This is a genomic window from Maribacter sp. IgM3_T14_3 (assembly GCF_049603095.1).
In the GTDB taxonomy this organism is placed as follows: domain Bacteria; phylum Bacteroidota; class Bacteroidia; order Flavobacteriales; family Flavobacteriaceae; genus Maribacter.
In genome coordinates this window covers 3,183,715-3,206,614 of record NZ_CP187138.1, presented here as the reverse complement: position 1 = coordinate 3,206,614, position 22,900 = coordinate 3,183,715, and the positions used below count along the sequence as shown (strand labels likewise).

Annotated in this window: 35 protein-coding genes; all 35 read right to left on the bottom strand. The window is 35.7% G+C overall.

Going from position 1 to position 22,900, the window contains the following annotated elements; translation table 11 throughout:
* Nucleotides 1-7 precede the first annotated feature (7 nt).
* Entirely contained in the window at nt 8-922 is a 915-nt protein-coding gene (locus tag ACPF9A_RS14305) for a dimethylarginine dimethylaminohydrolase family protein (RefSeq protein ID WP_423997995.1), read from the bottom strand.
* 93 nt (nt 923-1,015) lie between these two features.
* Nucleotides 1,016-2,302 carry a citrate synthase gene (locus tag ACPF9A_RS14300; protein ID WP_423997993.1) on the bottom strand — a complete coding sequence of 429 codons (1,287 nt, stop codon included), beginning with the start codon at nt 2,300-2,302 and terminating at the stop codon, nt 1,016-1,018.
* Between the two features lie 115 nt (nt 2,303-2,417).
* Nucleotides 2,418-3,953 carry a glycogen synthase gene (locus ACPF9A_RS14295; protein ID WP_423997991.1) on the bottom strand — a complete coding sequence of 512 codons (1,536 nt, stop codon included), beginning with the start codon at nt 3,951-3,953 and terminating at the stop codon, nt 2,418-2,420.
* A gap of 119 nt (nt 3,954-4,072) precedes the next feature.
* Nucleotides 4,073-5,365 carry a phosphopyruvate hydratase gene (gene eno / locus ACPF9A_RS14290; RefSeq protein WP_423997989.1) on the bottom strand — a complete coding sequence of 431 codons (1,293 nt, stop codon included), beginning with the start codon at nt 5,363-5,365 and terminating at the stop codon, nt 4,073-4,075.
* Between the two features lie 102 nt (nt 5,366-5,467).
* Nucleotides 5,468-6,595, bottom strand: a complete 1,128-nt coding sequence (gene carA / locus ACPF9A_RS14285) for a glutamine-hydrolyzing carbamoyl-phosphate synthase small subunit (protein ID WP_423997987.1) — start codon at nt 6,593-6,595, stop codon at nt 5,468-5,470.
* 95 nt (nt 6,596-6,690) lie between these two features.
* On the bottom strand, nt 6,691-7,221 hold the full coding sequence (gene rplQ, locus ACPF9A_RS14280) for a 50S ribosomal protein L17 (protein ID WP_133686496.1): 531 nt from the start codon (nt 7,219-7,221) through the stop codon (nt 6,691-6,693).
* 59 nt (nt 7,222-7,280) lie between these two features.
* The gene (locus tag ACPF9A_RS14275; RefSeq protein WP_423997985.1) at nt 7,281-8,273 is read right to left on the bottom strand and encodes a DNA-directed RNA polymerase subunit alpha; all 993 of its coding nucleotides are present in this window, start codon (nt 8,271-8,273) and stop codon (nt 7,281-7,283) included.
* 17 nt (nt 8,274-8,290) lie between these two features.
* On the bottom strand, nt 8,291-8,896 hold the full coding sequence (gene rpsD, locus ACPF9A_RS14270; protein ID WP_423997983.1) for a 30S ribosomal protein S4: 606 nt from the start codon (nt 8,894-8,896) through the stop codon (nt 8,291-8,293).
* Nucleotides 8,897-8,985: 89 nt separating this feature from the next.
* A complete protein-coding gene (gene rpsK, locus ACPF9A_RS14265; protein WP_027064807.1) occupies nt 8,986-9,378 on the bottom strand; it encodes a 30S ribosomal protein S11 in 393 nt (130 codons plus the stop codon).
* 9 nt (nt 9,379-9,387) lie between these two features.
* Nucleotides 9,388-9,762 carry a 30S ribosomal protein S13 gene (rpsM, locus tag ACPF9A_RS14260; protein ID WP_133672059.1) on the bottom strand — a complete coding sequence of 125 codons (375 nt, stop codon included), beginning with the start codon at nt 9,760-9,762 and terminating at the stop codon, nt 9,388-9,390.
* Between the two features lie 2 nt (nt 9,763-9,764).
* Nucleotides 9,765-9,881: a type B 50S ribosomal protein L36 gene (ykgO, locus tag ACPF9A_RS14255; protein WP_013305171.1), complete on the bottom strand. Its 117-nt coding sequence runs from the start codon at nt 9,879-9,881 to the stop codon at nt 9,765-9,767.
* An 8-nt stretch (nt 9,882-9,889) separates the two neighbouring features.
* Nucleotides 9,890-10,105 carry a translation initiation factor IF-1 gene (infA, locus tag ACPF9A_RS14250; RefSeq protein WP_013305172.1) on the bottom strand — a complete coding sequence of 72 codons (216 nt, stop codon included), beginning with the start codon at nt 10,103-10,105 and terminating at the stop codon, nt 9,890-9,892.
* A 3-nt stretch (nt 10,106-10,108) separates the two neighbouring features.
* A complete protein-coding gene (gene secY, locus ACPF9A_RS14245; RefSeq protein ID WP_133686493.1) occupies nt 10,109-11,452 on the bottom strand; it encodes a preprotein translocase subunit SecY in 1,344 nt (447 codons plus the stop codon).
* Nucleotides 11,453-11,466: 14 nt separating this feature from the next.
* Nucleotides 11,467-11,919: a 50S ribosomal protein L15 gene (gene rplO, locus ACPF9A_RS14240; protein WP_423997976.1), complete on the bottom strand. Its 453-nt coding sequence runs from the start codon at nt 11,917-11,919 to the stop codon at nt 11,467-11,469.
* 13 nt (nt 11,920-11,932) lie between these two features.
* A complete protein-coding gene (rpmD, locus tag ACPF9A_RS14235; RefSeq protein WP_133686491.1) occupies nt 11,933-12,112 on the bottom strand; it encodes a 50S ribosomal protein L30 in 180 nt (59 codons plus the stop codon).
* A 10-nt stretch (nt 12,113-12,122) separates the two neighbouring features.
* Nucleotides 12,123-12,647, bottom strand: a complete 525-nt coding sequence (rpsE, locus tag ACPF9A_RS14230) for a 30S ribosomal protein S5 (RefSeq protein ID WP_058103817.1) — start codon at nt 12,645-12,647, stop codon at nt 12,123-12,125.
* 9 nt (nt 12,648-12,656) lie between these two features.
* Nucleotides 12,657-13,013 carry a 50S ribosomal protein L18 gene (gene rplR, locus ACPF9A_RS14225; RefSeq protein ID WP_423997973.1) on the bottom strand — a complete coding sequence of 119 codons (357 nt, stop codon included), beginning with the start codon at nt 13,011-13,013 and terminating at the stop codon, nt 12,657-12,659.
* 11 nt (nt 13,014-13,024) lie between these two features.
* Nucleotides 13,025-13,567: a 50S ribosomal protein L6 gene (gene rplF / locus ACPF9A_RS14220; protein ID WP_423997971.1), complete on the bottom strand. Its 543-nt coding sequence runs from the start codon at nt 13,565-13,567 to the stop codon at nt 13,025-13,027.
* A gap of 19 nt (nt 13,568-13,586) precedes the next feature.
* A complete protein-coding gene (gene rpsH / locus ACPF9A_RS14215) occupies nt 13,587-13,985 on the bottom strand; it encodes a 30S ribosomal protein S8 (RefSeq protein ID WP_133686488.1) in 399 nt (132 codons plus the stop codon).
* 66 nt (nt 13,986-14,051) lie between these two features.
* A complete protein-coding gene (rpsN, locus tag ACPF9A_RS14210; RefSeq protein WP_423997969.1) occupies nt 14,052-14,321 on the bottom strand; it encodes a 30S ribosomal protein S14 in 270 nt (89 codons plus the stop codon).
* 1 nt (nt 14,322) lies between these two features.
* Complete coding sequence (gene rplE / locus ACPF9A_RS14205; RefSeq protein WP_133686486.1) at nt 14,323-14,874, bottom strand: 50S ribosomal protein L5; 552 nt, start codon at nt 14,872-14,874, stop codon at nt 14,323-14,325.
* Nucleotides 14,875-14,876: 2 nt separating this feature from the next.
* Nucleotides 14,877-15,191 carry a 50S ribosomal protein L24 gene (rplX, locus tag ACPF9A_RS14200; protein ID WP_133686485.1) on the bottom strand — a complete coding sequence of 105 codons (315 nt, stop codon included), beginning with the start codon at nt 15,189-15,191 and terminating at the stop codon, nt 14,877-14,879.
* Between the two features lie 13 nt (nt 15,192-15,204).
* Nucleotides 15,205-15,573 (bottom strand): 50S ribosomal protein L14, encoded by a 369-nt coding sequence (gene rplN / locus ACPF9A_RS14195; RefSeq protein ID WP_027064819.1) that lies wholly within the window; start codon nt 15,571-15,573, stop codon nt 15,205-15,207.
* A 3-nt stretch (nt 15,574-15,576) separates the two neighbouring features.
* Nucleotides 15,577-15,834 carry a 30S ribosomal protein S17 gene (gene rpsQ / locus ACPF9A_RS14190; protein WP_027064820.1) on the bottom strand — a complete coding sequence of 86 codons (258 nt, stop codon included), beginning with the start codon at nt 15,832-15,834 and terminating at the stop codon, nt 15,577-15,579.
* Between the two features lie 12 nt (nt 15,835-15,846).
* Complete coding sequence (gene rpmC / locus ACPF9A_RS14185; protein ID WP_423997965.1) at nt 15,847-16,038, bottom strand: 50S ribosomal protein L29; 192 nt, start codon at nt 16,036-16,038, stop codon at nt 15,847-15,849.
* Nucleotides 16,039-16,050: 12 nt separating this feature from the next.
* A complete protein-coding gene (gene rplP / locus ACPF9A_RS14180) occupies nt 16,051-16,479 on the bottom strand; it encodes a 50S ribosomal protein L16 (RefSeq protein ID WP_027064822.1) in 429 nt (142 codons plus the stop codon).
* 20 nt (nt 16,480-16,499) lie between these two features.
* Nucleotides 16,500-17,216 carry a 30S ribosomal protein S3 gene (gene rpsC / locus ACPF9A_RS14175; protein WP_133686484.1) on the bottom strand — a complete coding sequence of 239 codons (717 nt, stop codon included), beginning with the start codon at nt 17,214-17,216 and terminating at the stop codon, nt 16,500-16,502.
* A gap of 1 nt (nt 17,217) precedes the next feature.
* Entirely contained in the window at nt 17,218-17,625 is a 408-nt protein-coding gene (gene rplV, locus ACPF9A_RS14170; protein ID WP_423997962.1) for a 50S ribosomal protein L22, read from the bottom strand.
* A gap of 3 nt (nt 17,626-17,628) precedes the next feature.
* Nucleotides 17,629-17,907, bottom strand: coding sequence for a 30S ribosomal protein S19 (gene rpsS / locus ACPF9A_RS14165; protein WP_133686482.1), 279 nt, complete (start codon nt 17,905-17,907; stop codon nt 17,629-17,631).
* Between the two features lie 14 nt (nt 17,908-17,921).
* The gene (gene rplB / locus ACPF9A_RS14160; RefSeq protein ID WP_133686481.1) at nt 17,922-18,746 is read right to left on the bottom strand and encodes a 50S ribosomal protein L2; all 825 of its coding nucleotides are present in this window, start codon (nt 18,744-18,746) and stop codon (nt 17,922-17,924) included.
* A gap of 9 nt (nt 18,747-18,755) precedes the next feature.
* Nucleotides 18,756-19,046 (bottom strand): 50S ribosomal protein L23, encoded by a 291-nt coding sequence (rplW, locus tag ACPF9A_RS14155; protein ID WP_027064827.1) that lies wholly within the window; start codon nt 19,044-19,046, stop codon nt 18,756-18,758.
* 4 nt (nt 19,047-19,050) lie between these two features.
* Nucleotides 19,051-19,683, bottom strand: coding sequence for a 50S ribosomal protein L4 (gene rplD / locus ACPF9A_RS14150; protein ID WP_133686480.1), 633 nt, complete (start codon nt 19,681-19,683; stop codon nt 19,051-19,053).
* A gap of 5 nt (nt 19,684-19,688) precedes the next feature.
* On the bottom strand, nt 19,689-20,306 hold the full coding sequence (rplC, locus tag ACPF9A_RS14145; RefSeq protein WP_423997959.1) for a 50S ribosomal protein L3: 618 nt from the start codon (nt 20,304-20,306) through the stop codon (nt 19,689-19,691).
* Between the two features lie 144 nt (nt 20,307-20,450).
* A complete protein-coding gene (gene rpsJ / locus ACPF9A_RS14140; RefSeq protein ID WP_007094989.1) occupies nt 20,451-20,756 on the bottom strand; it encodes a 30S ribosomal protein S10 in 306 nt (101 codons plus the stop codon).
* A gap of 9 nt (nt 20,757-20,765) precedes the next feature.
* Complete coding sequence (fusA, locus tag ACPF9A_RS14135; RefSeq protein WP_423997954.1) at nt 20,766-22,898, bottom strand: elongation factor G; 2,133 nt, start codon at nt 22,896-22,898, stop codon at nt 20,766-20,768.
* Nucleotides 22,899-22,900: the final 2 nt, after the last annotated feature.

Below are 22,900 nucleotides of genomic sequence, written 5' to 3'. Positions count from 1 at the left end.
TTTTAAATTATTCTCTTATGAGTGGTAAGGTACTACAGCGTAATAAACCTTCTTGTTTTGATATTTCGGCGTACGCAATTTCTTCTACCGTAAAACCCTGTTGACGCAGCCAATTGTTAAGACGTGTAAAATTACGTTCAGACACTACGACATCTGGTGAAATAGAAAAGACGTTACTATACATATGGTACATTTCATTGGCATCTATTTCAAATACATTTTCTTTACCAAAAAAGTCTACCAACCATTGGTATTCGTCTTCTACCAAGAATCCGTTTTTGTGCAAAATAGCTTTCCCTTTACCTAAAGGTTGAAAACAACAATCTAAATGCAATGCATTCTCTTGTGCGACCGTATTAGACTTTCTTAATTCGAATGACTTAATCGTCTTATGCGGAAATTGTTTCGTTAAATATGTTACGGCAGCTTTATTAGTTCGTGCAGTTATATAGGAAGAATAGTCGGGAGCGGTATAGGTGCCAACAAAAATATAATCGTTCCACGGCATTACATCTCCACCTTCAACATGAACGTCATCTGGCGGTGTTAGAATATTTTCATCATCAATTTTATCCAAAACATGCAAAATCGCTTCGACCTCTTGTTCGCGATCAGGTAGTATGTTCGCTTTGATGAGCTTATTTTCAATAACAAATGCAATATCTCTAGTAAATATTTGATTACAGTCTTCGAGAACCTCTGGTCTAAAAACCTTAACATCATATTTCTCGAATACTTTTCTAAAACCCTCCATCTCAGCGACCATATCTTCTTCAACCGGATACGTACCCGCTTTAATATGTTCTAATGATTTTGGGTCATAAGCCTCTTCAACGGTAGGTGTTGGTCCAGAGCTTTTAGCGATTCCTAATACGACAGCTTTTAACCTTGAAACTTCATCGTTAATATTTAACTGCAACATATATTTATATTTTAAAATGAATTAAAAAATGGCACAAAAAAAAGCCCCTTTAAAATTAAAAGAGCTTTTTGTTTTTTTGATAACGGTAGCAATCTACCTCTTGTCCAGTTCGACAAAAGGTCTTAAATTTTTACCAACATAAACTTGTCTTGGTCTACCAATAGGCTCGCCGTTCAATCTCATTTCTCTCCATTGTGCAATCCACCCTGGTAATCTACCTAAAGCGAACATTACTGTAAACATTTCTGTTGGTATACCTAAAGCTCTATAGATAATGCCAGAATAGAAATCTACATTTGGATATAATTTTCTGTCAACAAAGTATTGATCCTCAAGTGCTTCTTTCTCTAAACCTTTTGCAATTGCAAGAATTGGATCATCGATACCTAAATCTGCCAATACTTCATCGGCGGCTTTTTTAATAATCTTAGCACGTGGATCGAAGTTCTTATAAACTCTATGACCGAAGCCCATTAATCTAAAAGGATCTGATTTATCTTTAGCTTTCGCCATGTACTTTTTAGTATCGCCACCATCTGCTTCGATAGCTTCAAGCATTTCTAAAACAGCTTGGTTAGCACCACCGTGTAATGGACCCCAAAGCGCAGAAATACCTGCTGATAAAGATGCAAACAAACCAGCATGAGAAGACCCTACGATACGTACGGTACTCGTAGAACAGTTTTGCTCATGATCTGCATGCAAAATCAATAATTTATCTAAAGCTTCGATAATTAGTTTGTTCTGCTTATACTCTTGATTAGGACGCTTAAACATCATTTTATGAATGTTCTCTACATACCCTAAACTATCGTCACCATAATCTAATGGAAGACCTTTCTTTTTACGCAATGTCCAAGCTACAAGAACTGGAAATTTAGCTAGAATACGCACAATCGAATGGTACATAGCATCGTCAGAACTTACATCTACTGTCGACGGATTAAATGCTATTAATGCACTAGTTAAAGAAGACAAAACTCCCATTGGGTGTGCAGACTTTGGAAAACCGTCCAAAATCTTTTTCATCTCTTCATCTACATGAGATTCATCTTTAATGTCTTTATGAAATTTCGCTAGTTCTTTTGCATTTGGCAATTCACCAAAAATCAATGCATAAGCAACCTCTAAGAAATCTGCTTTCTCAGCTAACTCTTCAATTGAATATCCTCTGTAACGCAAAATTCCTTTCTCACCATCTAAAAAAGTAATAGCACTTTCACATGACCCTGTATTTTTATACCCTGGATCAATAGTTATAATTCCATTGGTAACCGAACGCAAAGTAGCGATATCAATTGCAAGTTCGTTTTCGGTTCCTTTAATAACAGGAAACTCATATTTTTCACCATTATATTCTAAAATAGCTTTGTCTGACATTTTTAATTTTTACGTTTTAAATACTTCTCGTAAAGTTAACAAAACAAGAGTGGTTTACCAATTTCAAAAATCTGTTTTGGGTAAAATTAACAATAAGTTCTATGAATAGCTTTCATTACAACAGATAAAGTGAAGTATAATATTCATCTAATGATTTTTCCCAGGTAAAACGAGCCTTTTTTGCATTCGCTTTAATCTTTTTCCAAGTGTCTTTATCATGTTCCCAAATAGTCAAAGCCTCATCGAAACTTTTTACCATATTACTAATTTGCTCATCATAAGTATTACCGCTAAAAGCAAAACCGGTATGTAAATGCTCAACAGTATCTTTTAGTCCGCCTGTATGATGCACCAAGCAAGGGTTACCATTTCTCATGGCTAGCATTTGACTAATACCGCACGGTTCGAACAAACTCGGCATAAAATATAAATCTGTTTCTAAATACATAGAATCGATTAAATCTTCAGACTGTCCGTTCGTAAAAACAAAATTCTTGTGCTGATAGCTCATATGACGAAAGAAATCTTCATAATCGGGATCGCCCGTACCTAATAAAATGAAAATACCTTCTATTTCATCTAACCTGGCTAGCATTTGCTCAAAAGCTTCAGGAGAACGCTTTAGAAAGTAAAATTTCTGTTCGGTTAATCTTGCGACACTCGACACAATAAATTTTGGTTTGTTACCAACATATTGCATAATTTTCTCACCGGTATGTGCAAGAAAATCTGCTTTGTATTTTTTTGATGTATCCTGTAGCCATCTAAAAAGAGCTTTGACGGTATTTCTATACAACAGACCTTTTTCAGCAACTCTAATATTATCGTAATTACTGGCATTAAGTATCCCAAAAAGGCGTCCTTCATTATCTGCCTTGATCAAATCATTTTCCAAACTTTCACCTCCAATAAATTCAGGTCTTCTACTTGGCAAAAGAACATCTTCTTTGTAAGATGGAGAAACCGTATGAACTGCATCGGCAAAACGAATACCTACCGCCATTAAATTAATACAATCTTGATAACGAGGATCCATCAAGGCTTTATGGTCTAATTGAACTTCTGGAAACCAATGACTTACAGATGCGTAATTATTATAAAAAGGGCGAATACCCTGTATAGCTAGATTGTGTATCGTATATACGTATCTCATCTTCTTTAAATCTTGATAATTCGGATGAAATGTTTTTATAAACAACAGTGCTGCAGAATGCCAGTCATGCATATGCACAATATCCAAATCGCCGAAAGCACCAACCTTAATAGCCTCTGCCGTAGCAGTACAGAAAATTATAAATTTTACAAAATCGTTAAAAAATGGCTCAGTAGGGTCATCATGATATATATGCGCAATACCACCTTCCATTATTTCAGGATGATGAATTACATAATGTGTAATATTCTTATTTACCTTTTTTGGTACTACTTCATATAATTCTGCTGTATAAGGCATACCTCTAAGACTAAATTCAAGTTTAGTCTTAAAAATTCCGTTTTTATGTAATCTTGAATAGGCGGGTACCACCACGTGAGCTTTATCTCCTCGTTTCGATATCTCTCTAGGCACATCTCTAACGACATCACCCATTCCACCTGCTTTACAATCTGGAATAGCATCGTTCTCTGCGGAAACAAAAAGAAAATTATTCATACGCTAACAAAGAGGTATTATTAGTGGTTTATTCTCAAAAGGTAGTTAAAGTTTTGAAGTACGCCAAAAAAAAAAGCCTTTCTCTAGAGAAAGGCTTAATTATATAATCTTTAAAAAAATTATCCTAATTTAAAGGCTTTTTCTTGAGGATAATAAGCTGTACTACCCAACTCTTCTTCAATACGAAGTAATTGGTTGTATTTTGCCATACGATCTGATCTAGAAGCCGATCCTGTTTTAATTTGACCTGTATTCAAAGCTACAGCCAAATCAGCAATAGTATTATCTTCAGTTTCACCAGAACGATGAGACATTACAGATGTATAACCAGCATTTTTAGCCATGTTTACCGCAGCAATTGTTTCTGTCAATGTACCAATTTGATTTACCTTAATTAAAATTGAATTTGCAATTCCTCTTTCGATACCAGTAGATAGACGCTCAACGTTTGTTACGAATAAATCATCACCAACTAATTGAACTTTATCTCCGATTTTATCGGTCAAAGATTTCCAGCCATCCCAGTCGTTTTCATCCATACCATCTTCGATAGAGATAATTGGGTATTTAGCACTTAAATCTGCTAAATATTGAGCCTGCTCTTCAGAAGTTCTAATAACACCAGATTCTCCTTCAAATTTGGTATAGTCGTATTTACCATCAACATAAAATTCTGCTGCGGCACAATCTAAAGCGATCATTACGTCATCACCTAAAGTATATCCTGCATTTTTAACAGCTTTTGCAATCGTATCTAATGCATCTTCAGTACCACCTGCAAGATTTGGTGCAAAACCACCTTCATCACCTACAGCTGTACTAAGACCGCGATCATGTAACACTTTTTTCAAGTGATGAAAAATTTCAGTACCCATTTGCATTGCATGCGAAAAGCTTTTTGCTTTAACAGGCATTACCATGAATTCTTGAAATGCGATAGGAGCATCTGAGTGTGAACCACCGTTAATAATATTCATCATTGGTACAGGAAGCGTATTAGCACTTACCCCACCGATATATCTAAAAAGAGAAAGTCCTAATTCATTGGCAGCAGCTTTAGCAGCGGCTAATGACACCCCTAAAATAGCATTTGCTCCTAGTTTCGATTTATTTGGCGTACCATCTAAATCGATCATTGTTTGATCCAAAAGGTTTTGATCAAAAACGTTCATTCCTAATATCTCTTCTGCAATAATATTATTAACATTGTCAACGGCCTGTGTAACACCTTTACCCATAAAAGCCTTACCACCGTCGCGAAGCTCAACCGCCTCATGCTCACCTGTAGAAGCTCCAGAAGGAACAGCTGCTCTTCCCATTACTCCGTTTTCAGTAACCACATCTACTTCAACTGTTGGATTCCCTCTAGAATCAAAAATTTGCCTTGCGTGAACATTTAATATAATACTCATTTATACTCTTTTTTTAGTTGTTTGTTTAAAAAGTAAAGATACAAAAGCATGCATTTAACTAGCTTATTCGCCCCCTACATTTGCCAATTAATTAATGTTTATTTAAACTATTTCGTTATGTTTTGAACAATTCTCAATTAATTTAAAAAAATCATCAAAAAGATAATCTGCATCATGTGGACCCGGACTTGCTTCTGGGTGATATTGAACTGAAAACACATCTTTATTTTTCATTCGAATACCAGCAACTGTTTTATCATTTAGATGCGTATGAGTAATTTCCAAATTCGAATTAGCTTCTGTCTCTTCTCTATTAATTGCAAAACCATGATTCTGTGAAGTAATTTCACCTTTACCAGTAATTAAATTTAAAATCGGATGATTTATACCTCTATGACCATTGTGCATCTTATAAGTAGAAACCCCATTTGCCAAAGCCAATACTTGATGACCTAAACAAATACCGAATAACGGTTTATCTGTTTGTATCATTTTTTTAACGGCAGCAATGGCATCAACTAATGGTTCTGGATCACCGGGACCATTAGAAATAAAGAAGGCATCTGGGTTCCAAGCTGACATATCTTCAAAACTAGTATTGTAAGGAAAAACTTTTACATAAGCACCACGCTTAACTAGGTTACGCAAAATGTTCTTTTTAATACCAATATCTAGTGCTGCTATTTTAAAAGTTGCATCTTCATCGCCAACAAAATATGGTTCTTTTGTCGACACCTTAGAAGCTAATTCTAAACCTTCCATACTAGGCACTGAACTTAAACGTTTTTTTAAATCATCTATATTATCAATGTCTGTAGATATTACAGCATTCATTGCACCATTATCTCTAATATAACTAACCAATGCACGTGTATCAACATCAGAGATAGCGAACAATTCATTTTTATTTAAAAAACCTAGTAAGCTATCATCTGCCAACGGTCTTGAGTATTCATAGCTAAAGTTTTTACAAACCAAGCCTGAAATCTTAATAGACTCAGATTCGACTTCGTCTATATTTACCCCGTAGTTACCTATATGCGCATTAGTAGTAACCATAATTTGTCCGAAATAAGATGGATCTGTAAATATTTCTTGATAACCGGTCATACCTGTATTAAAACATACCTCACCAAAAGCTGTTCCTTCTTTGTCTCCAACAGATTTACCATGAAAGATTGTACCGTCTGCAAGTAAAATAATTGCCTTTCTCTTTGCCTGATATTTCATTTTAGTTTTATAATTTATTTCGTTCACAAAAAAACATAAAAAAAGGATAAGCTAGAAAGCTTATCCTTTTTCATTATTAATATTTATCGACAATTTTATTCCTTAGAATCATCTGTCTTAGCTTCAGTTTCAGTTTGAGCTTCTTCAACTTTAGTTTCTTTCTCTGCAGAAACAACTTCAGCATCACCACCAGATCTTCTACTTCTTCTAGTAGATTTCTTTTTAGGCTTACCAGCATTGTATAGCTCGTTAAAATCAACTAATTCGATCATCGCCATATCAGCGTTATCTCCTAAACGATTTCCTAACTTGATTATTCTAGTATAACCACCTGGTCTATCAGCAACTTTCTCAGAAACAACACTGAATAATTCAGTTACTGCATATTTATCACGAAGATTCTTAAAAACGATACGTCTGTTATGAGTACCTTTTTCAGCACTTACATTATTCTCAGCTTTTGATTTTGTAATCAAAGGCTCAATAAATTGTTTCAAAGCTTTCGCTTTAGCTACCGTAGTGTTGATTCTTTTGTGTTCGATCAAAGAACAAGCCATGTTTGCTAACATTGCTTTTCTGTGAGCTGTTTTTCTACCTAAGTGATTAATTTTTTTACCGTGTCTCATCTTTTAATTTTATCATCTTGCTACCAAACTCGATAGAACGAGGAGCAAAATATGATTATTTAATCTTTATCTAATTTGTATTTTGATAAATCCATACCAAAACTTAATCCCTTGTTAATTACAAGTTCTTCAAGTTCAGTTAAAGATTTTTTACCGAAGTTTCTAAACTTCATTAAGTCATTCTTATTAAAAGAAACTAAATCTCCCAAAGTATCAACTTCAGCTGCTTTTAAGCAATTTAGCGCACGAACCGAAAGATCCATATCAACTAATTTAGTTTTCAATAATTGTCTCATGTGTAATGACTCCTCATCGTAAGTCTCTGTCTGAGCTATTTCATCAGCTTCTAATGTAATACGCTCATCAGAGAATAACATGAAGTGATGAATAAGAACTTTGGCAGCTTCAGTTAAGGCATCTTTAGGATGAATAGAACCATCTGAAGAGATTTCAAAAACTAATTTTTCATAATCGGTTTTTTGCTCTACACGAAAGTTTTCGATACTATACTTTACATTTTTAATAGGTGTAAAAATAGAATCGACAGCTATTGTACCTAATGGTGCACCAGACTTTTTATTTTCCTCTGCAGGAACATAACCTCTCCCTTTTTCAATAGTAATTTCCATATTGATACTAACTTTAGCATCCATGTTACAAATTACTAAATCAGGATTCAATACTTGATATCCAGAAATGAACTTTTGAAAATCACCAGCAGTCAATTGATTCTTTCCGCTTACAGAAATTGAAACAACTTCAGCCTCAGAATCTTCTATTTGCTTCTTGAAACGAACTTGTTTCAAGTTTAATATAATCTCTGTTACATCTTCAACAACGCCAGGTATCATAGAGAATTCATGCTCTACTTTATCTATCCTAACAGAAGTAATTGCATGACCTTCTAAAGAAGAAAGCAATACTCGTCTTAATGCATTCCCAACAGTTAATCCATAACCAGGTTCCAAAGGGCGAAATTCGAACTTCCCTTCGAAATCAGAGGAATCGATCATTATTACTTTATCGGGTTTCTGAAAATTAAATAATGCCATAATTGGATCGGTGTTGTTTATTTAGAGTATAACTCCACGATTAATTGTTCTTTGATATTTTCAGGAATTTGCATTCTTTCTGGAATAGTAACATAAGTACCTTCCTTCTTTTCGCTATTCCATGAAATCCACTCATAAACTGCGCTACTTGCAGTCAATGAATCCTGTATAGTTTGTAATGACTTAGATTTTTCTCTAACACCAACAACATCTCCTGCTTTTAATGAATAAGAAGGTATGTTTACCAACTCACCGTTAACCGTAATGTGTCTGTGAGATACTAATTGTCTTGCACCGCTTCTAGTAGGAGAAATTCCCATTCTGAAAACCACGTTATCTAGACGAGATTCACATAATTGAAGTAAAATCTCACCAGCAACACCTTCTTTTCTCTTAGCAGTCTGGAATAAGTTTCTGAATTGCTTTTCTAAAATACCATAAGTATATTTAGCTTTTTGCTTCTCCATTAATTGAACAGAGTACTCAGATTTTTTACCTCTTCTTCTGTTATTTCCGTGTTGTCCTGGAGGGTAATTCTTTTTTTCGAAAGATTTGTCATCTCCGAAAATTGCTTCGCCAAATTTACGGGCGATTTTTGATTTTGGTCCTGTATATCTTGCCATTTTCTTTTAATTTGAAAGTGAGACTATGAATTAAGGCTTATCCTTCGATAATCGTAACTACACTTTCGGTGAAATATATTAGTAATTAATTAAACTCTTCTTCTCTTAGGAGGTCTACATCCGTTATGAGGCATTGGAGTAACATCAATAATTTCTGTTACTTCGATACCGGCATTATGTAAGGATCTAATAGCAGATTCTCTACCATTACCTGGACCTTTTACATAAACCTTAACTTTTCTTAAACCTGCTTCATGAGCTACTTTAGAACAATCTTCAGCAGCTACTTGCGCAGCATACGGTGTATTTTTCTTAGAACCTCTGAAACCTAATTTACCAGCAGACGACCAAGAGATAACATCTCCTTTTTTATTAGTCAAAGAGATGATGATGTTGTTGAAAGATGCACTTATGTGGGCCTCACCAACAGAATCAACTATAACTTTACGTTTCTTGGTAACTTTAGTACTTGCCTTTGCCATACCTAATTATTATTTAGTTGCTTTCTTCTTGTTAGCAACTGTTTTACGCTTTCCTTTTCTAGTTCTAGAGTTGTTCTTAGTACGTTGACCTCTTAAGGGCAAACCTGATCTATGACGAATACCTCTATAACAGCCAATATCCATTAAACGCTTAATGTTCAACTGAGTTTCCGAACGTAACTCACCTTCGATTACAAATTCAGAAACAGCTTCTCTAATACGACCTATTTCATCATCATTCCAATCAGAAACCTTAGTATCTTCGCTAACTTGGGCTTTACTCAATATTTCTTGCGACCTACTTCTTCCAATTCCAAAAATGTAGGTTAAGGCGATTACGCCTCTCTTTTGTTTTGGTATATCTATACCTGCGATTCTTGCCATAATTACCCTTGTCTTTGTTTAAATCTAGGATTCTTTTTGTTGATTACGTACAACCTGCCTTTTCTGCGAACAATCTTGCAGTCGGCACTTCTCTTCTTAACTGATGCTCTTACTTTCATCTTGTATCTTAGTATCTATATGTAATTCTTGCTTTTGTAAGGTCATACGGACTCATCTCCAATTTAACCTTATCTCCAGGTAATAGTTTAATATAGTGCATACGCATCTTACCTGATATATGCGCTGTTACCACATGTCCATTCTCCAATTCTACACGAAACATTGCATTAGATAATGCTTCGATAATAGACCCATCTTGTTCTATTGCTGCCTGTTTAGCCATAAATTATGCTACTTTTCTATTTTTACCCGTTTTCATTAATCCATCATAATGTCTGTTCAATAAATATGAGTTAACCTGTTGTACCGTATCAATAGCTACACCCACCATAATTAATAGGGAAGTACCACCATAAAATAAAGCCCAACCAGCTTGAACATCCATTAACTTAACAACTATCGCAGGTAAAATAGCCAGCAAAGCTAAGAAAATAGATCCAGGTAACGTTATTAAAGACATAATCTTATCTAAATAATCTCCAGTTTCTTTACCAGGACGTATTCCTGGAATAAATCCACCACTTCTTTTAAGGTCATCTGCCATTTTATTTGTAGGAACAGTAATAGCGGTATAAAAATATGTAAAGATTATAATCAATATTGCGAATAGCAAGTTATATGCCCATCCAAAAATATCACTGAACTGTACTTGCATCCACTGTCCAAAGGCAGTATCATCAAAAGCACCTCCGATTAAACCTGGCACGAACATAATTGCTTGTGCAAAGATTATAGGCATTACTCCAGAAGCATTTAACTTTAAAGGAATATATTGTCTAGAACCCATTATGTTCTTTTCATATCCACCAGAAGCTGTACGTCTTGCATATTGCACAGGTATTTGTCTTGTAGCCATTACTAATAGTATACAGGCCAAAATAACCAAGAACCAAATGATTACTTCTATTAAAATAAACATTAAACCACCATTGTTATCAGTTGTTCTTGAAATAAATTCTTGAACAAAAGACTGTGGCATTGTTGCGATGATACCAATCATAATCAACAATGAAATACCATTACCAATACCTTTATCAGTAATCTTTTCGCCTAACCACATGGCAAATACAGTACCTGTTACTAATATAATAACAGCAGGAACCATAAAATCTAATCCTTTACCTAATAAAAATGCACTATCTCTAACACCGAATGCTTCTAAACCGTATAAGTATGCAGGAGCTTGAACAATACAAATACCGATGGTTAACCATCTAGTAATTTGATTAATCGTCTTACGACCACTTTCTCCTTCTTTTTGTAATTTCTGAAGATAAGGTATTGCTATACCCATCAACTGAACTACAATAGAAGCTGAAATATAGGGCATGATACCCAAAGCAAAAACAGAAGCATTAGCAAAAGCCCCTCCTGTGAATGCATTTAAAAGACCAAATATACCTTGATCAGTACTATCTGTCAGTCCACCTAATTGTGTCGAATCAATACCCGGAAGTACAATTTGACAACCAAAACGATAAACTAACAAAAGACCCAAAGTAATAAGAATTCTATTTCTTAGCTCTTCTATCTTCCAAATATTGGATATTGTATCAATAAAATTCTTCATGCTCTCGTTTATGCTTACAAACTTATTGCTTCACCACCCGCTGCCTCAATAGCTGCTTTGGCAGATGCTGTAAATTTATGTACTGAAATTTTTAGAGGTTCTTTTAATTCACCATTTCCTAAAATTTTCACTAAATCATTTTTACCAACTAAACCATTCTCGATCAAAAGATCTAACGAAACCTCGTTAGTTAAAATCTTATTATCAACAAGTTCTTGCAATTTTTCTAAATTGATACCTTGGTAATCTTTACGATTAATATTCGTAAAACCAAACTTAGGTACACGACGTTGCAAAGGCATTTGACCACCTTCAAAACCAATTTTCTTAGAATAACCAGATCTTGATTTTGCTCCTTTATGACCTCTTGCAGCTGTTCCTCCTTTTCCAGAACCCTGACCTCTTCCAAGGCGTTTTCCGTCTCTATTAACTGAACCTTCTGCAGGCTGTAGATTATGTAAACCCATTTTATTCTAATATTTAAGCTTCCTCTGTGGAAACTAAATGTTTAACTTTATTTATCATTCCAAGAATGTTCGGTGTATCATCGTGTTCAACAACCTGACCAATTCTTTTTAAACCAAGAGCCTCTAAAGTTCTTTTTTGATTTTGAGGTTTCTTAATTCCACTTTTTCTCTGTGTAACTTTAATCTTTGCCATAATTTTCCTCTTAACCTTTAAATACTTTTTCTAAAGAAACACCTCTTTGTGTAGCAATAGTCTTTGCATCTCTAAGTTGTAGCAAAGCATCGAATGTTGCTTTTACAACGTTATGTGGATTTGATGATCCTTGAGATTTAGATAATACATCATGTACACCTACAGACTCTAATACAGATCTTACAGCACCACCAGCAATTACACCGGTACCATGAGATGCAGGCTGGATATAAACCCTAGCTCCACCAAATTTACCTTTTTGCTCGTGAGGTAGAGTACCCTTATTTAAAGGAATACGTACCAAGTTCTTTTTACCATCTTCAATTGCTTTAGCGATAGCCGTTGCAACTTCTTTTGATTTACCTAAACCGTGACCTACAACACCATTCTCATCGCCAACAACAACAATTGCAGAAAAACCGAATGCTCTACCACCTTTTGTTACCTTGGTTACACGTTGAATACCAACTAATTTATCTTTTAAGTCTAAACCACCTGGCTTAACAGTTTCTACGTTTTTATATTTTTGGAACATACTAGTATATTAGAATTTTAGTCCTGCTTCTCTTGCACCATCAGCTAAAGATTTTACTCTTCCATGATACAAATTACCTCCTCTATCAAAAGCTACTTTTTCTAAGCCAGCTTTTACAGATTTCTCAGCGATTGTTTTACCAACCAAAGCAGCAATCTCGGTTTTATTTCCTTTTACTTTTGCGATATCCTTATCTCTTGAAGAAGCGGATACTAAAGTGACTCCGTTAACGTCGTCTATAACTTGAGCGTATATTTCGCTGTTACTTCTAAATACAGATAATCTTGGTTTAGCTGCAGTTCCAGAAGAAACCTTACGTATTCTACGTCGGATTCTTAATTTTCTTTGTGTTTTTGATAATCCCATAATATCCTTTATTAAGCTGACTTACCAGCTTTTCTTCTTAATATTTCACCTACAAACTTAATTCCTTTCCCTTTGTAAGGCTCAGGACTACGGAAAGATCTAATCTTTGCTGCAACATGACCAACTAATTGTTTGTCATGTGAAGTAAGCTTGACAATAGGGTTCTTACCTTTATCAGAAACTGTTTCTACCTTTACCTCTGGGGCAATATCGAAAACAATATTGTGAGAAAAACCTAAAGCTAAATCAAGTTTTTGACCTTGATTACTTGCTCTATAACCTACACCTACCAACTCTAACTCTTTAGCCCAACCTTTAGAAACACCTTCAACCATATTAACGATTAGTGATCTATATAAACCGTGCTTTGCTTTGTGCTCCTTAGAATCTGAAGGTCTTGTTACAAAAACCTCACCGTCTTCTACTTTAATCAAAACTCCTGAGAACTCTTGAACCAACTCACCTAACTTTCCTTTAACAGAAATGATATTGTCGTTGATTTCAACTGTAACTCCTTCAGGAATTGCGACTGGATTATTACCTATTCTAGACATTTTCTAAATCTTTAATCAATTAATAAACGTAGCACAAAACTTCACCACCAACTTTTTCTGCCTTTGCTTGCTTACTTGTCATTACACCGTGAGATGTAGAAACAATTGCAACACCTAAACCATTCAAAACACGAGGTAAATCTTCGTTACCTGCATACTTTCTAAGTCCAGGCTTACTGATACGCTGTATTTTCTTGATGACAGGTTCTTTTGTAACCTTATCGTACTTCAAAGCTATTTTAATAGTCCCTTGTACTTTGCTCTCTTCGAACTTGTAACTTAAAATATATCCTTGATCGAATAATATTTTAGTAATTTCTTTTTTTAGATTCGACGCAGGAATTTCAACAACCCTATGTCCCGCTCTACTCGCGTTTCTAACTCTCGTTAGGTAGTCTGCAATAGTATCTGTTACCATATGTATATAATTCGGAAACGGTTTTCAGCAATTAAGCTAAACCTGAATCCATTAATAATTCTAATCTTACCAGCTAGCTTTCCTAACACCTGGTATTAAACCGGCATTGGCCATCTCTCTGAACTTCACCCTTGAAATACCAAAAGTTCTCATGTAACCTTTAGGTCTTCCAGTTAATTTACATCTATTATGTAAACGTACCGGAGATGCATTTTTAGGTAATCTCTGTAACGCCTCATAGTCTCCAGCTTCTTTCAAAGCTTTACGTCTCTCAGCATAAACTGCTACAGTTCTTTCCCTTTTTCTCTCACGGGCTTTCATTGATTCCTTAGCCATACTAATTCTTTTTAAAAGGTAAACCTAATTCTGTTAATAATGATTTTGCTTCTTTGTCTGTTTCTGCAGAAGTTACAAATGTAATATCCATACCGTTAATTCTATTGATTTTATCAATATTAACTTCAGGAAAAATAATTTGCTCTGTTACACCAAGGTTATAATTTCCACGACCATCAAAACCTGTAGCTTTGATCCCTTGAAAATCTCTAACTCGTGGTAATGCAGAAGTAACCAAACGATCTAAAAATTCGTACATACGCTCACCTCTCAAGGTAACTTTCGCACCAATTGGCATACCTTTTCTTAATTTAAAGGCAGCAACATCCTTTTTAGACATTGTAGCAACGGCTTTTTGACCCGTTATCATAGTCATTTCATCTATTGCATGGTCAATAAGTTTCTTGTCAGCAACAGCAGCTCCTACACCTCTACTCATTACTATCTTCTCTAACTTAGGAACCTGCATTACATTACTGTAACCAAACTCTTCGGTAAGGGCAGCTACTATTCGCTCCTTATACTCTTTCTTTAATCTTGCAACGTATGCCATAACTAAATTACTTCATTGGATTTTTTGGAAACCCTAACTTTTTTACCATCCTTCATTTCGTAACCTACTCTCGTTACTTCGCCAGACTTGCTGTCGATTAAACCTAAGTTAGAAATATGGATTAAAGCTTCTTTTTTTACAATACCACCCTGAGGGTTTTTAGCACTAGGCTTCTCATGTTTAGATACCATATTGGCACCTTCAACGATGGCTTTATTTTTCTCAAGATCCACACGCATCACTTTACCTTCGGTACCTTTATGGTCACCAGCAGTAATTCTTACCGTATCTCCTGTTTTGATTTTTAACTTTTTCATCTTGTCCGTTATATTATAATACCTCTGGGGCCAATGATACAATCTTCATGAACTGCTTATCCCTAAGCTCTCTTGCTACAGGTCCAAAAACACGAGTTCCTCTCATTTCTCCGGCAGGATTCAATAAAACACAAGCGTTGTCATCAAATCTTATATAAGACCCATCAGGTCTTCTAACCTCTTTCTTTGTACGAACTACAACAGCAGTTGAAACCGCACCTTTCTTGATACCTCCGTTTGGAGTTGCCTCTTTAACAGTAACAACAATTTTGTCACCTATTGAAGCATATCTTCTTTTGGTACCACCAAGAACACGGATAGTTAAAACTTCCTTTGCTCCTGTGTTATCCGCTACTTTTAGTCTAGATTCTTGCTGTAACATAACTTATTTAGCTCTTTCTAAGATTTCTACTAATCTCCAACATTTGGTTTTACTCATAGGACGAGTTTCCATGATCTTCACAGTATCACCAATGTTACAATCGTTCTTTTCGTCATGTGCAACATACTTCTTTGTCTTCAAAACGAATTTACCGTACATAGGATGTTTTACTCTTTTCACTTCTGCAATAACAATAGATTTCTCCATTTTATTACTAGTGACAACTCCTACTCTCTCTTTTCTTAAGTTTCTTTTTTCCATAAAGCCCACCAATTATTGGTTTTCCCTATTAGTTAATTCAGTGGCTAATCTTGCTACCGTTCTCCTTACTTTTCTAATCTGAAGTGGATTTTCTAACGGAGTTACAAAATGTGCCATTTTCAAATCTGCATGTTGCTTCTTATACTCGGCAAATTTCCCCGTAAGTCCTTCTACAGACATTTCTTTAATCTCTTGTTTTTTCATTATTCCTTACGTTTAATTTCCGCCCTCGTAATCTCGAGCTACAATGAATTTTGTTTTAACAGGAAGTTTTTGAGCCGCTAATCTTAAAGCTTCTTTTGCTACTTCCATAGGAACTCCGGCCACTTCGAACATTATTCTACCTGGTTTAACCACAGCTACAAAATATTCTGGTGCACCTTTACCTTTACCCATACGTACTTCTAATGGCTTTTTGGTAATCGGCTTATCTGGAAATATTTTAATCCACAATTGACCTTCTCTCTTCATAAATCTAGTAGCAGCAATACGAGCAGCTTCTATTTGGCGTGAAGTCAAAAATGTAGCATCATCAACATTCTTTATACCGAACATACCATTTGAAAGTTGGTGTCCTCTACCAGCAAGACCTTTCATACGGCCTTTCTGCATTTTACGGAACTTCGTTCTTTTCGGTTGTAACATTACTTTAGTTCTTTAAAAAATTACTTTCTACGACGTTGTTTTCTTCCACCTTCTTGCTTACCGCCTTTAGCAGAATCCTTTTCCATTCCTACTAATGGTGATAAATCTCTTTTACCGTATACCTCACCTTTCATAATCCAAACTTTTATACCAAGTTTACCATATGTTGTTTGAGCTTCCTGTAAAGCATAATCAATATCTGCCCTAAAGGTAGATAATGGAATTCTACCATCTTTATATGATTCTGAACGTGCCATTTCAGCACCGTTCAATCTACCAGAGATCTGAATCTTAATTCCTTCAGCATTCATACGCATTGCAGCGGCGATTGCCATTTTTATTGCTCTTCTAAAAGAAATTCTACTTTCTATTTGACGAGCAACACTTGCAGCTACTAAATTCGCATCAAGCTCAGGTCTTTTTATTTCAAAAATATTGATTTGAACCTCCTTACCGGTGATTTTCTTCAACTCTTCTTTTAACTTATCAACTTCCTGACCACCTTTACCGATAATAATACCAGGTCTTGCAGTAGTTACAGTTACAGTGATTAATTTAAGAGTACGTTCAATTATAACTCTTGAAACACTAGCTTTAGAAAGTCTGGCATGAATATACTTACGTATTTTATCATCCTCAGCCAATTTATCTCCGTAATCGTTACCACCATACCAGTTAGATTCCCAACCTCTAATGATTCCTAGACGATTTCCTATTGGATTTGTTTTCTGTCCCATCCTAGTTTTCTGTTATATTTTTTGACCCCAAAACCAAAGTAACATGGTTTGAACGTTTTCTAATTCTATGTGCTCTACCTTGTGGAGCAGGACGCAATCTTTTAAGCATTGCACCACCATCAACTCTAATCTCAGCTACAATTAAATCAGCATCTTCTAAACTTGCATCTTCATTTTTTGCCTGCCAGTTTGCTAAAGCTGAAAGTAACAACTTCTCTAACTTTCTAGAAGCTTCTTTAGGGTTGAACCTTAAAATAGCTAAAGCTTGTTCTACTTTTACACCACGAATTAAATCAGCAACTAAACGCATCTTTCTAGGTGAAGTAGGACAGTTATTCAATTTTGCGAAAGCTACCTTCTTCTTATCAGCCTTAATTCTTTCGGCCATCTGTTTTTTACGAACTCCCATAGCTTACTTTTTTCCTTTGTTTTTCGCTCCAACATGACCTCTAAAAGATCTTGTTGGTGAGAATTCCCCTAGTTTATGTCCTACCATGTTTTCTGTTACAAAAACAGGTACAAATTGTTTTCCGTTATGAACCGCTATTGTCATCCCAACAAAATCAGGAGTTATCATAGAAGCTCTAGACCAGGTTTTAATTACCGCTTTTTTACCGGATGATACACTTTGTTGGATCTTCTTCTCCAAGCTGTAGTGAACGTAAGGTCCTTTTTTTAGTGAACGTGCCATTTCTTTCTACTTTTTTATTTCTTTCTACGTTCTATTATATACTTGTTGGTGCTCTTGGTCTTAGAACGAGTTCTGTATCCTTTAGCAGGTATACCGTTTCTCGATCTTGGATGACCACCCGAAGCTCTACCTTCACCACCACCCATTGGGTGATCGACAGGGTTCATCGCTACCGGTCTAGTTCTTGGTCTTCTACCTAACCATCTACTTCTACCAGCTTTACCTGATACCAATAATTGATGATCTGAATTAGACATAGCCCCAATAGTTGCCATACAACCTGAAAGAATTAATCTTGTTTCACCAGATGGCATTTTAACAGTAACGAACTTACCATCTTTTGCCATAAGTTGAGCAAAAGTACCAGCACTACGCGCCATAACAGCACCTTGACCAGGCCTCAACTCAATACATGAAATTATAGTTCCTAAAGGAATCTCACTCAATGGCATTGCATTACCGATCTCTGGGGCAACAGCTGAACCAGAAGAAACCTGCTGATCAACCTGTAAACCATTTTGAGCGACTACATAACGCTTTTCACCATCTGCATACTCCAAAAGAGCAATAAATGCAGTTCTATTTGGATCGTATTCGATAGTTTTAACAGTAGCAAGCACATCTTGCTTATCTCTCTTAAAATCTATTACACGATACCTTCTTTTATGACCTCCACCTTTTTGGCGTATGGTCATCTTTCCTTGACTGTTTCTACCTCCCGACTTTTTTAACGGAGCAAGCAAGCTTTTCTCCGGCTTATCAGCAGTAATGGCGTCAAATCCATTTACTACTCTAAAACGCTGTCCTGGAGTGATTGGTTTTAATTTTCTAACTGACATTTCTTGTCTTTATAGATTACTGTAAAAATCGATAATATCACCTTCTACCACATCAACAATTGCTTTTTTAATAGCATTTGTTTTACCATGTTGTACACCAGTTTTTGTATATCTGGATTTTCTTGAAGGACCGTAATTCATTGTACGAACCTTCTTCACAGAAACACCATAAGTAGCTTCAACCGCATCTTTAATCTGCAACTTGTTAGCCTTAGGGTTAACCACGAATCCATAACGGTTATTCAACTCGCTATCAGCAGTCATTTTTTCCGTTATAATTGGTTTTATTAACACACTCATGATATTATTGTTTATTTAAGTTCGATTCAATTCCTTCTAAAGAGCTCTCTAACAATACCACACTATTAGCATGTAGAATTTTGTAAGTACTTAATTCTGAGTTAGTTATAACTTCTGAGCCTTTAAAATTACGCGAAGACAAATATACACCTTTATTTGAATCACCCAACACTATTAAAGACTTTTTATTCTCAAGACCTAACGTCTTCAAAACATTAATAAAATCTTTAGTTTTTGGAGTATCAAAATCGAAGTCTTCAACTACTAAAATTGCATTTTCTTTAGTCTTTAAAGAAAGTGCAGATTTTCTTGCCAAACGCTTCAAGTTTTTATTTAACTTCTGGGTATAATCCTTAGGTCTTGGACCGAATATTCTACCACCACCTCTAAATATTGGTGATTTAATACTACCTGCTCTCGCAGTACCAGTACCTTTTTGTTTTTTAATTTTTCTCGTACTACCAGCGATCTCAGCTCTTTCTTTAGCTTTGTGCGTTCCCTGTCTTTGATGAGCCAAATATTGCTTAACATCTAGGTAAACTGCGTGATCATTAGGCTCTATAGCGAAAACATCATCAGAAAGGTTTGCCTTTCTACCTGTGTCTTTTCCTTTAATATCTAAAACTGCTATCTTCATTACATCTACCTTTGTATAGTTACATAAGCATTCTTATGGCCCGGAACACAACCTTTTACTACTAAAAGATTCTTTTCTGGAACTACTTTTAAAATCCTAAGGTTCTGAACCGTTACACGATCAGTACCCATTCTACCGGCCATTTTCATACCCTTAAATACTCTAGCAGGATATGATGCAGCACCAATAGAACCTGGAGCTCTAAGTCTGTTATGCTGACCGTGAGTTGCTTGACCAACCCCAGCGAATCCGTGGCGTTTAACAACACCTTGAAAACCTTTACCCTTAGATGTTCCAACAACATCTACGAACTGACCTTCAACAAAAACATCAACACCTACGGTGTCACCTAATTTAAATTCACCTTCAAAATCTCGGAATTCAATGACTTTTTTCTTGGGAGAAGAACCTGCTTTTTTAAAATGGCCTAATTCAGCCTTAATAGCACGACTTTCTGCCTTGTCATCGAAACCAAGTTGAAGGGCACTATACCCGTCGACCTCAATGGTTCTGACTTGGGTAACTACACATGGTCCAGCTTCGATAACGGTACATGGAATGTTTTTTCCATTCTCGTCAAAAATACTGGTCATGCCTACTTTCTTTCCTATTAACCCAGACATACTTATTTATATTAATTATTACTTATTAAATTCTTTGTAAAAAAATAGGGTCAAAATAATTTAACCCTAAATTATTTTTTCCGTTTTTCCCTCGCACGCGGCTTAGGACATGTAGTCTAACCCATAAATGGGATAGACATTTACTTATACTTTTATCTCAACTTCGACACCACTTGGAAGTTCTAACTTCATAAGCGCATCAATAGTTTTAGATGAAGAGCTATAAATATCCAATAATCTCTTATAAGAACTTAATTGGAACTGCTCTCTTGATTTCTTATTCACGTGAGGTGAACGTAAAACCGTAAATATCTTTTTATGTGTCGGCAAAGGAATTGGCCCTGTTACAACAGCACCGGTAGTCTTTACCGTTTTTACAATCTTCTCGGCAGACTTATCTACTAAATTGTGATCGTAAGATTTTAGTTTTATTCTAATTTTCTGACTCATGTCCTAAATTTAAGCTGTTATACCTTTTGCTGCTTTGATAACTTCCGCTGAAATATTGGAAGGTGTCTCTGCATAATGTGAAAATTCCATTGTTGAAGTAGCTCGACCTGAAGATAATGTTCTAAGAGATGTAACATATCCGAACATTTCAGATAATGGCACAGTACCTTTAACAACTTTTGCACCAGCTCTATCGCTCATGTTACCAATAGTTCCTCTACGTCTGTTTAAATCTCCAACGATATCACCCATGTTTTCTTCTGGAGTAATAACCTCTAACTTCATAATTGGCTCCATAATTACAGCACCAGCAGCTTTACCCGCAGCTTTGTAACCCATTTTTGCAGCTAACTCAAACGAAAGTGCATCAGAATCCACAGCATGGAAAGAACCATCTTTAAGTATCACCTTCATAGAATCCATTTCATAACCAGCTAAAGGTCCATTTTGCATTGCCGAAGCAAAACCTTTCTCAACAGATGGAATAAATTCTTTAGGAATACGACCACCTTTTATCTGATCAACAAACTGAAGTCCTTCACCCTCGAAATCTTCATCAGCAGGTCCCATTTCGAATACAATATCACCAAACTTACCACGTCCACCAGATTGCTTTTTATAAGTTTCTCTATGTGAAGCTGTTTTAGTTAATGCTTCTTTGTATTCTACTTGAGGCTCACCTTGATTAACCTCTACTTTAAATTCTCTTCTTAAACGGTCAACAATAATATCTAAGTGTAACTCACCCATTCCAGATATAATAGTCTGACCTGAAGCTTCATCTGTTTTCACTTGAAAAGTTGGATCCTCTTCTGCTAATTTAGATAAAGCCATTCCTAACTTATCTACATCAGCTTTAGTTTTAGGCTCAACAGCAATACCAATTACAGGTTCTGGAAAGTTCATACTCTCTAAAACAATCGGATGCTTCTCATCAGACATAGTATCACCCGTCTTGATATCCTTAAAACCTACAGCCGCACCAATATCACCTGCTTCGATATAATCGATAGCATTTTGTTTATTAGAATGCATTTGATAAATACGTGAAATACGTTCTTTTTTACCTGAACGGTTATTCAATATATAAGAACCCGCATCTAAACGACCAGAATAAGTTCTGAAAAAAGCTAATCTTCCCACGAAAGGATCAGTAGCAATTTTAAAAGCTAACGCTGCAAAAGGCTCCTTTACACTAGGCTTACGTCTTTCAACAGCACCTGTATCAGGATTAGTCCCTTCTATAGCTTCCTTATCCATCGGAGAAGGTAAGTATCTACAAACAGCATCCAATAAAAACTGAACACCTTTATTTTTAAACGAAGAACCACAAATCATAGGTATGATTGCACGATCCATAACAGCAGATCTTAGTGCAGCATGTACTTCATCTTCTGTAATAGAATCTTCATCTTCGAAGAATTTCTCCATCAAATTTTCATCGTACTCAGCAACAGCTTCAATCAAGGCAGCTCTATACTCCCTTACTTCAGCCTTCATATCTTCAGGGATATCAATAACATCAAAAGTAGCACCAAAGCCCTCTTCATGCCATACAATAGCTCTATTTTTTGCTAAATCAACAATACCTCTAAAATCAGACTCATCGCCAATCGGAAGCACTATTGGAACTGCATTTGAACCAAGCATTTCTTTAACTTGCTTACAAACCATAAGAAAGTTAGAACCTTGACGATCCATCTTGTTCACAAATCCAATTCTTGGAACTTTATAATTATCAGCTAATCTCCAGTTAGTTTCCGATTGAGGCTCAACACCATCAACAGCACTAAACAAAAAGACCAAACCATCTAAAACACGTAAAGAACGATTTACCTCTACAGTAAAATCAACGTGTCCAGGGGTATCAATAATATTAAAATGATAATCCATTGCCTCAGCAGTTGGCTCACCATTTTCTTTAGGAAATTTCCATTCACATGTAGTAGCAGCAGAAGTAATTGTAATACCTCTTTCTTGCTCCTGCTCCATCCAGTCCATCGTAGCAGCGCCATCATGAACCTCACCTATCTTATGACTAACTCCTGTATAAAAAAGAATACGTTCGGTAGTCGTGGTTTTACCAGCATCAATGTGAGCTGCAATACCTATATTTCTTGTATATCTTAAATCTCTTGCCATTT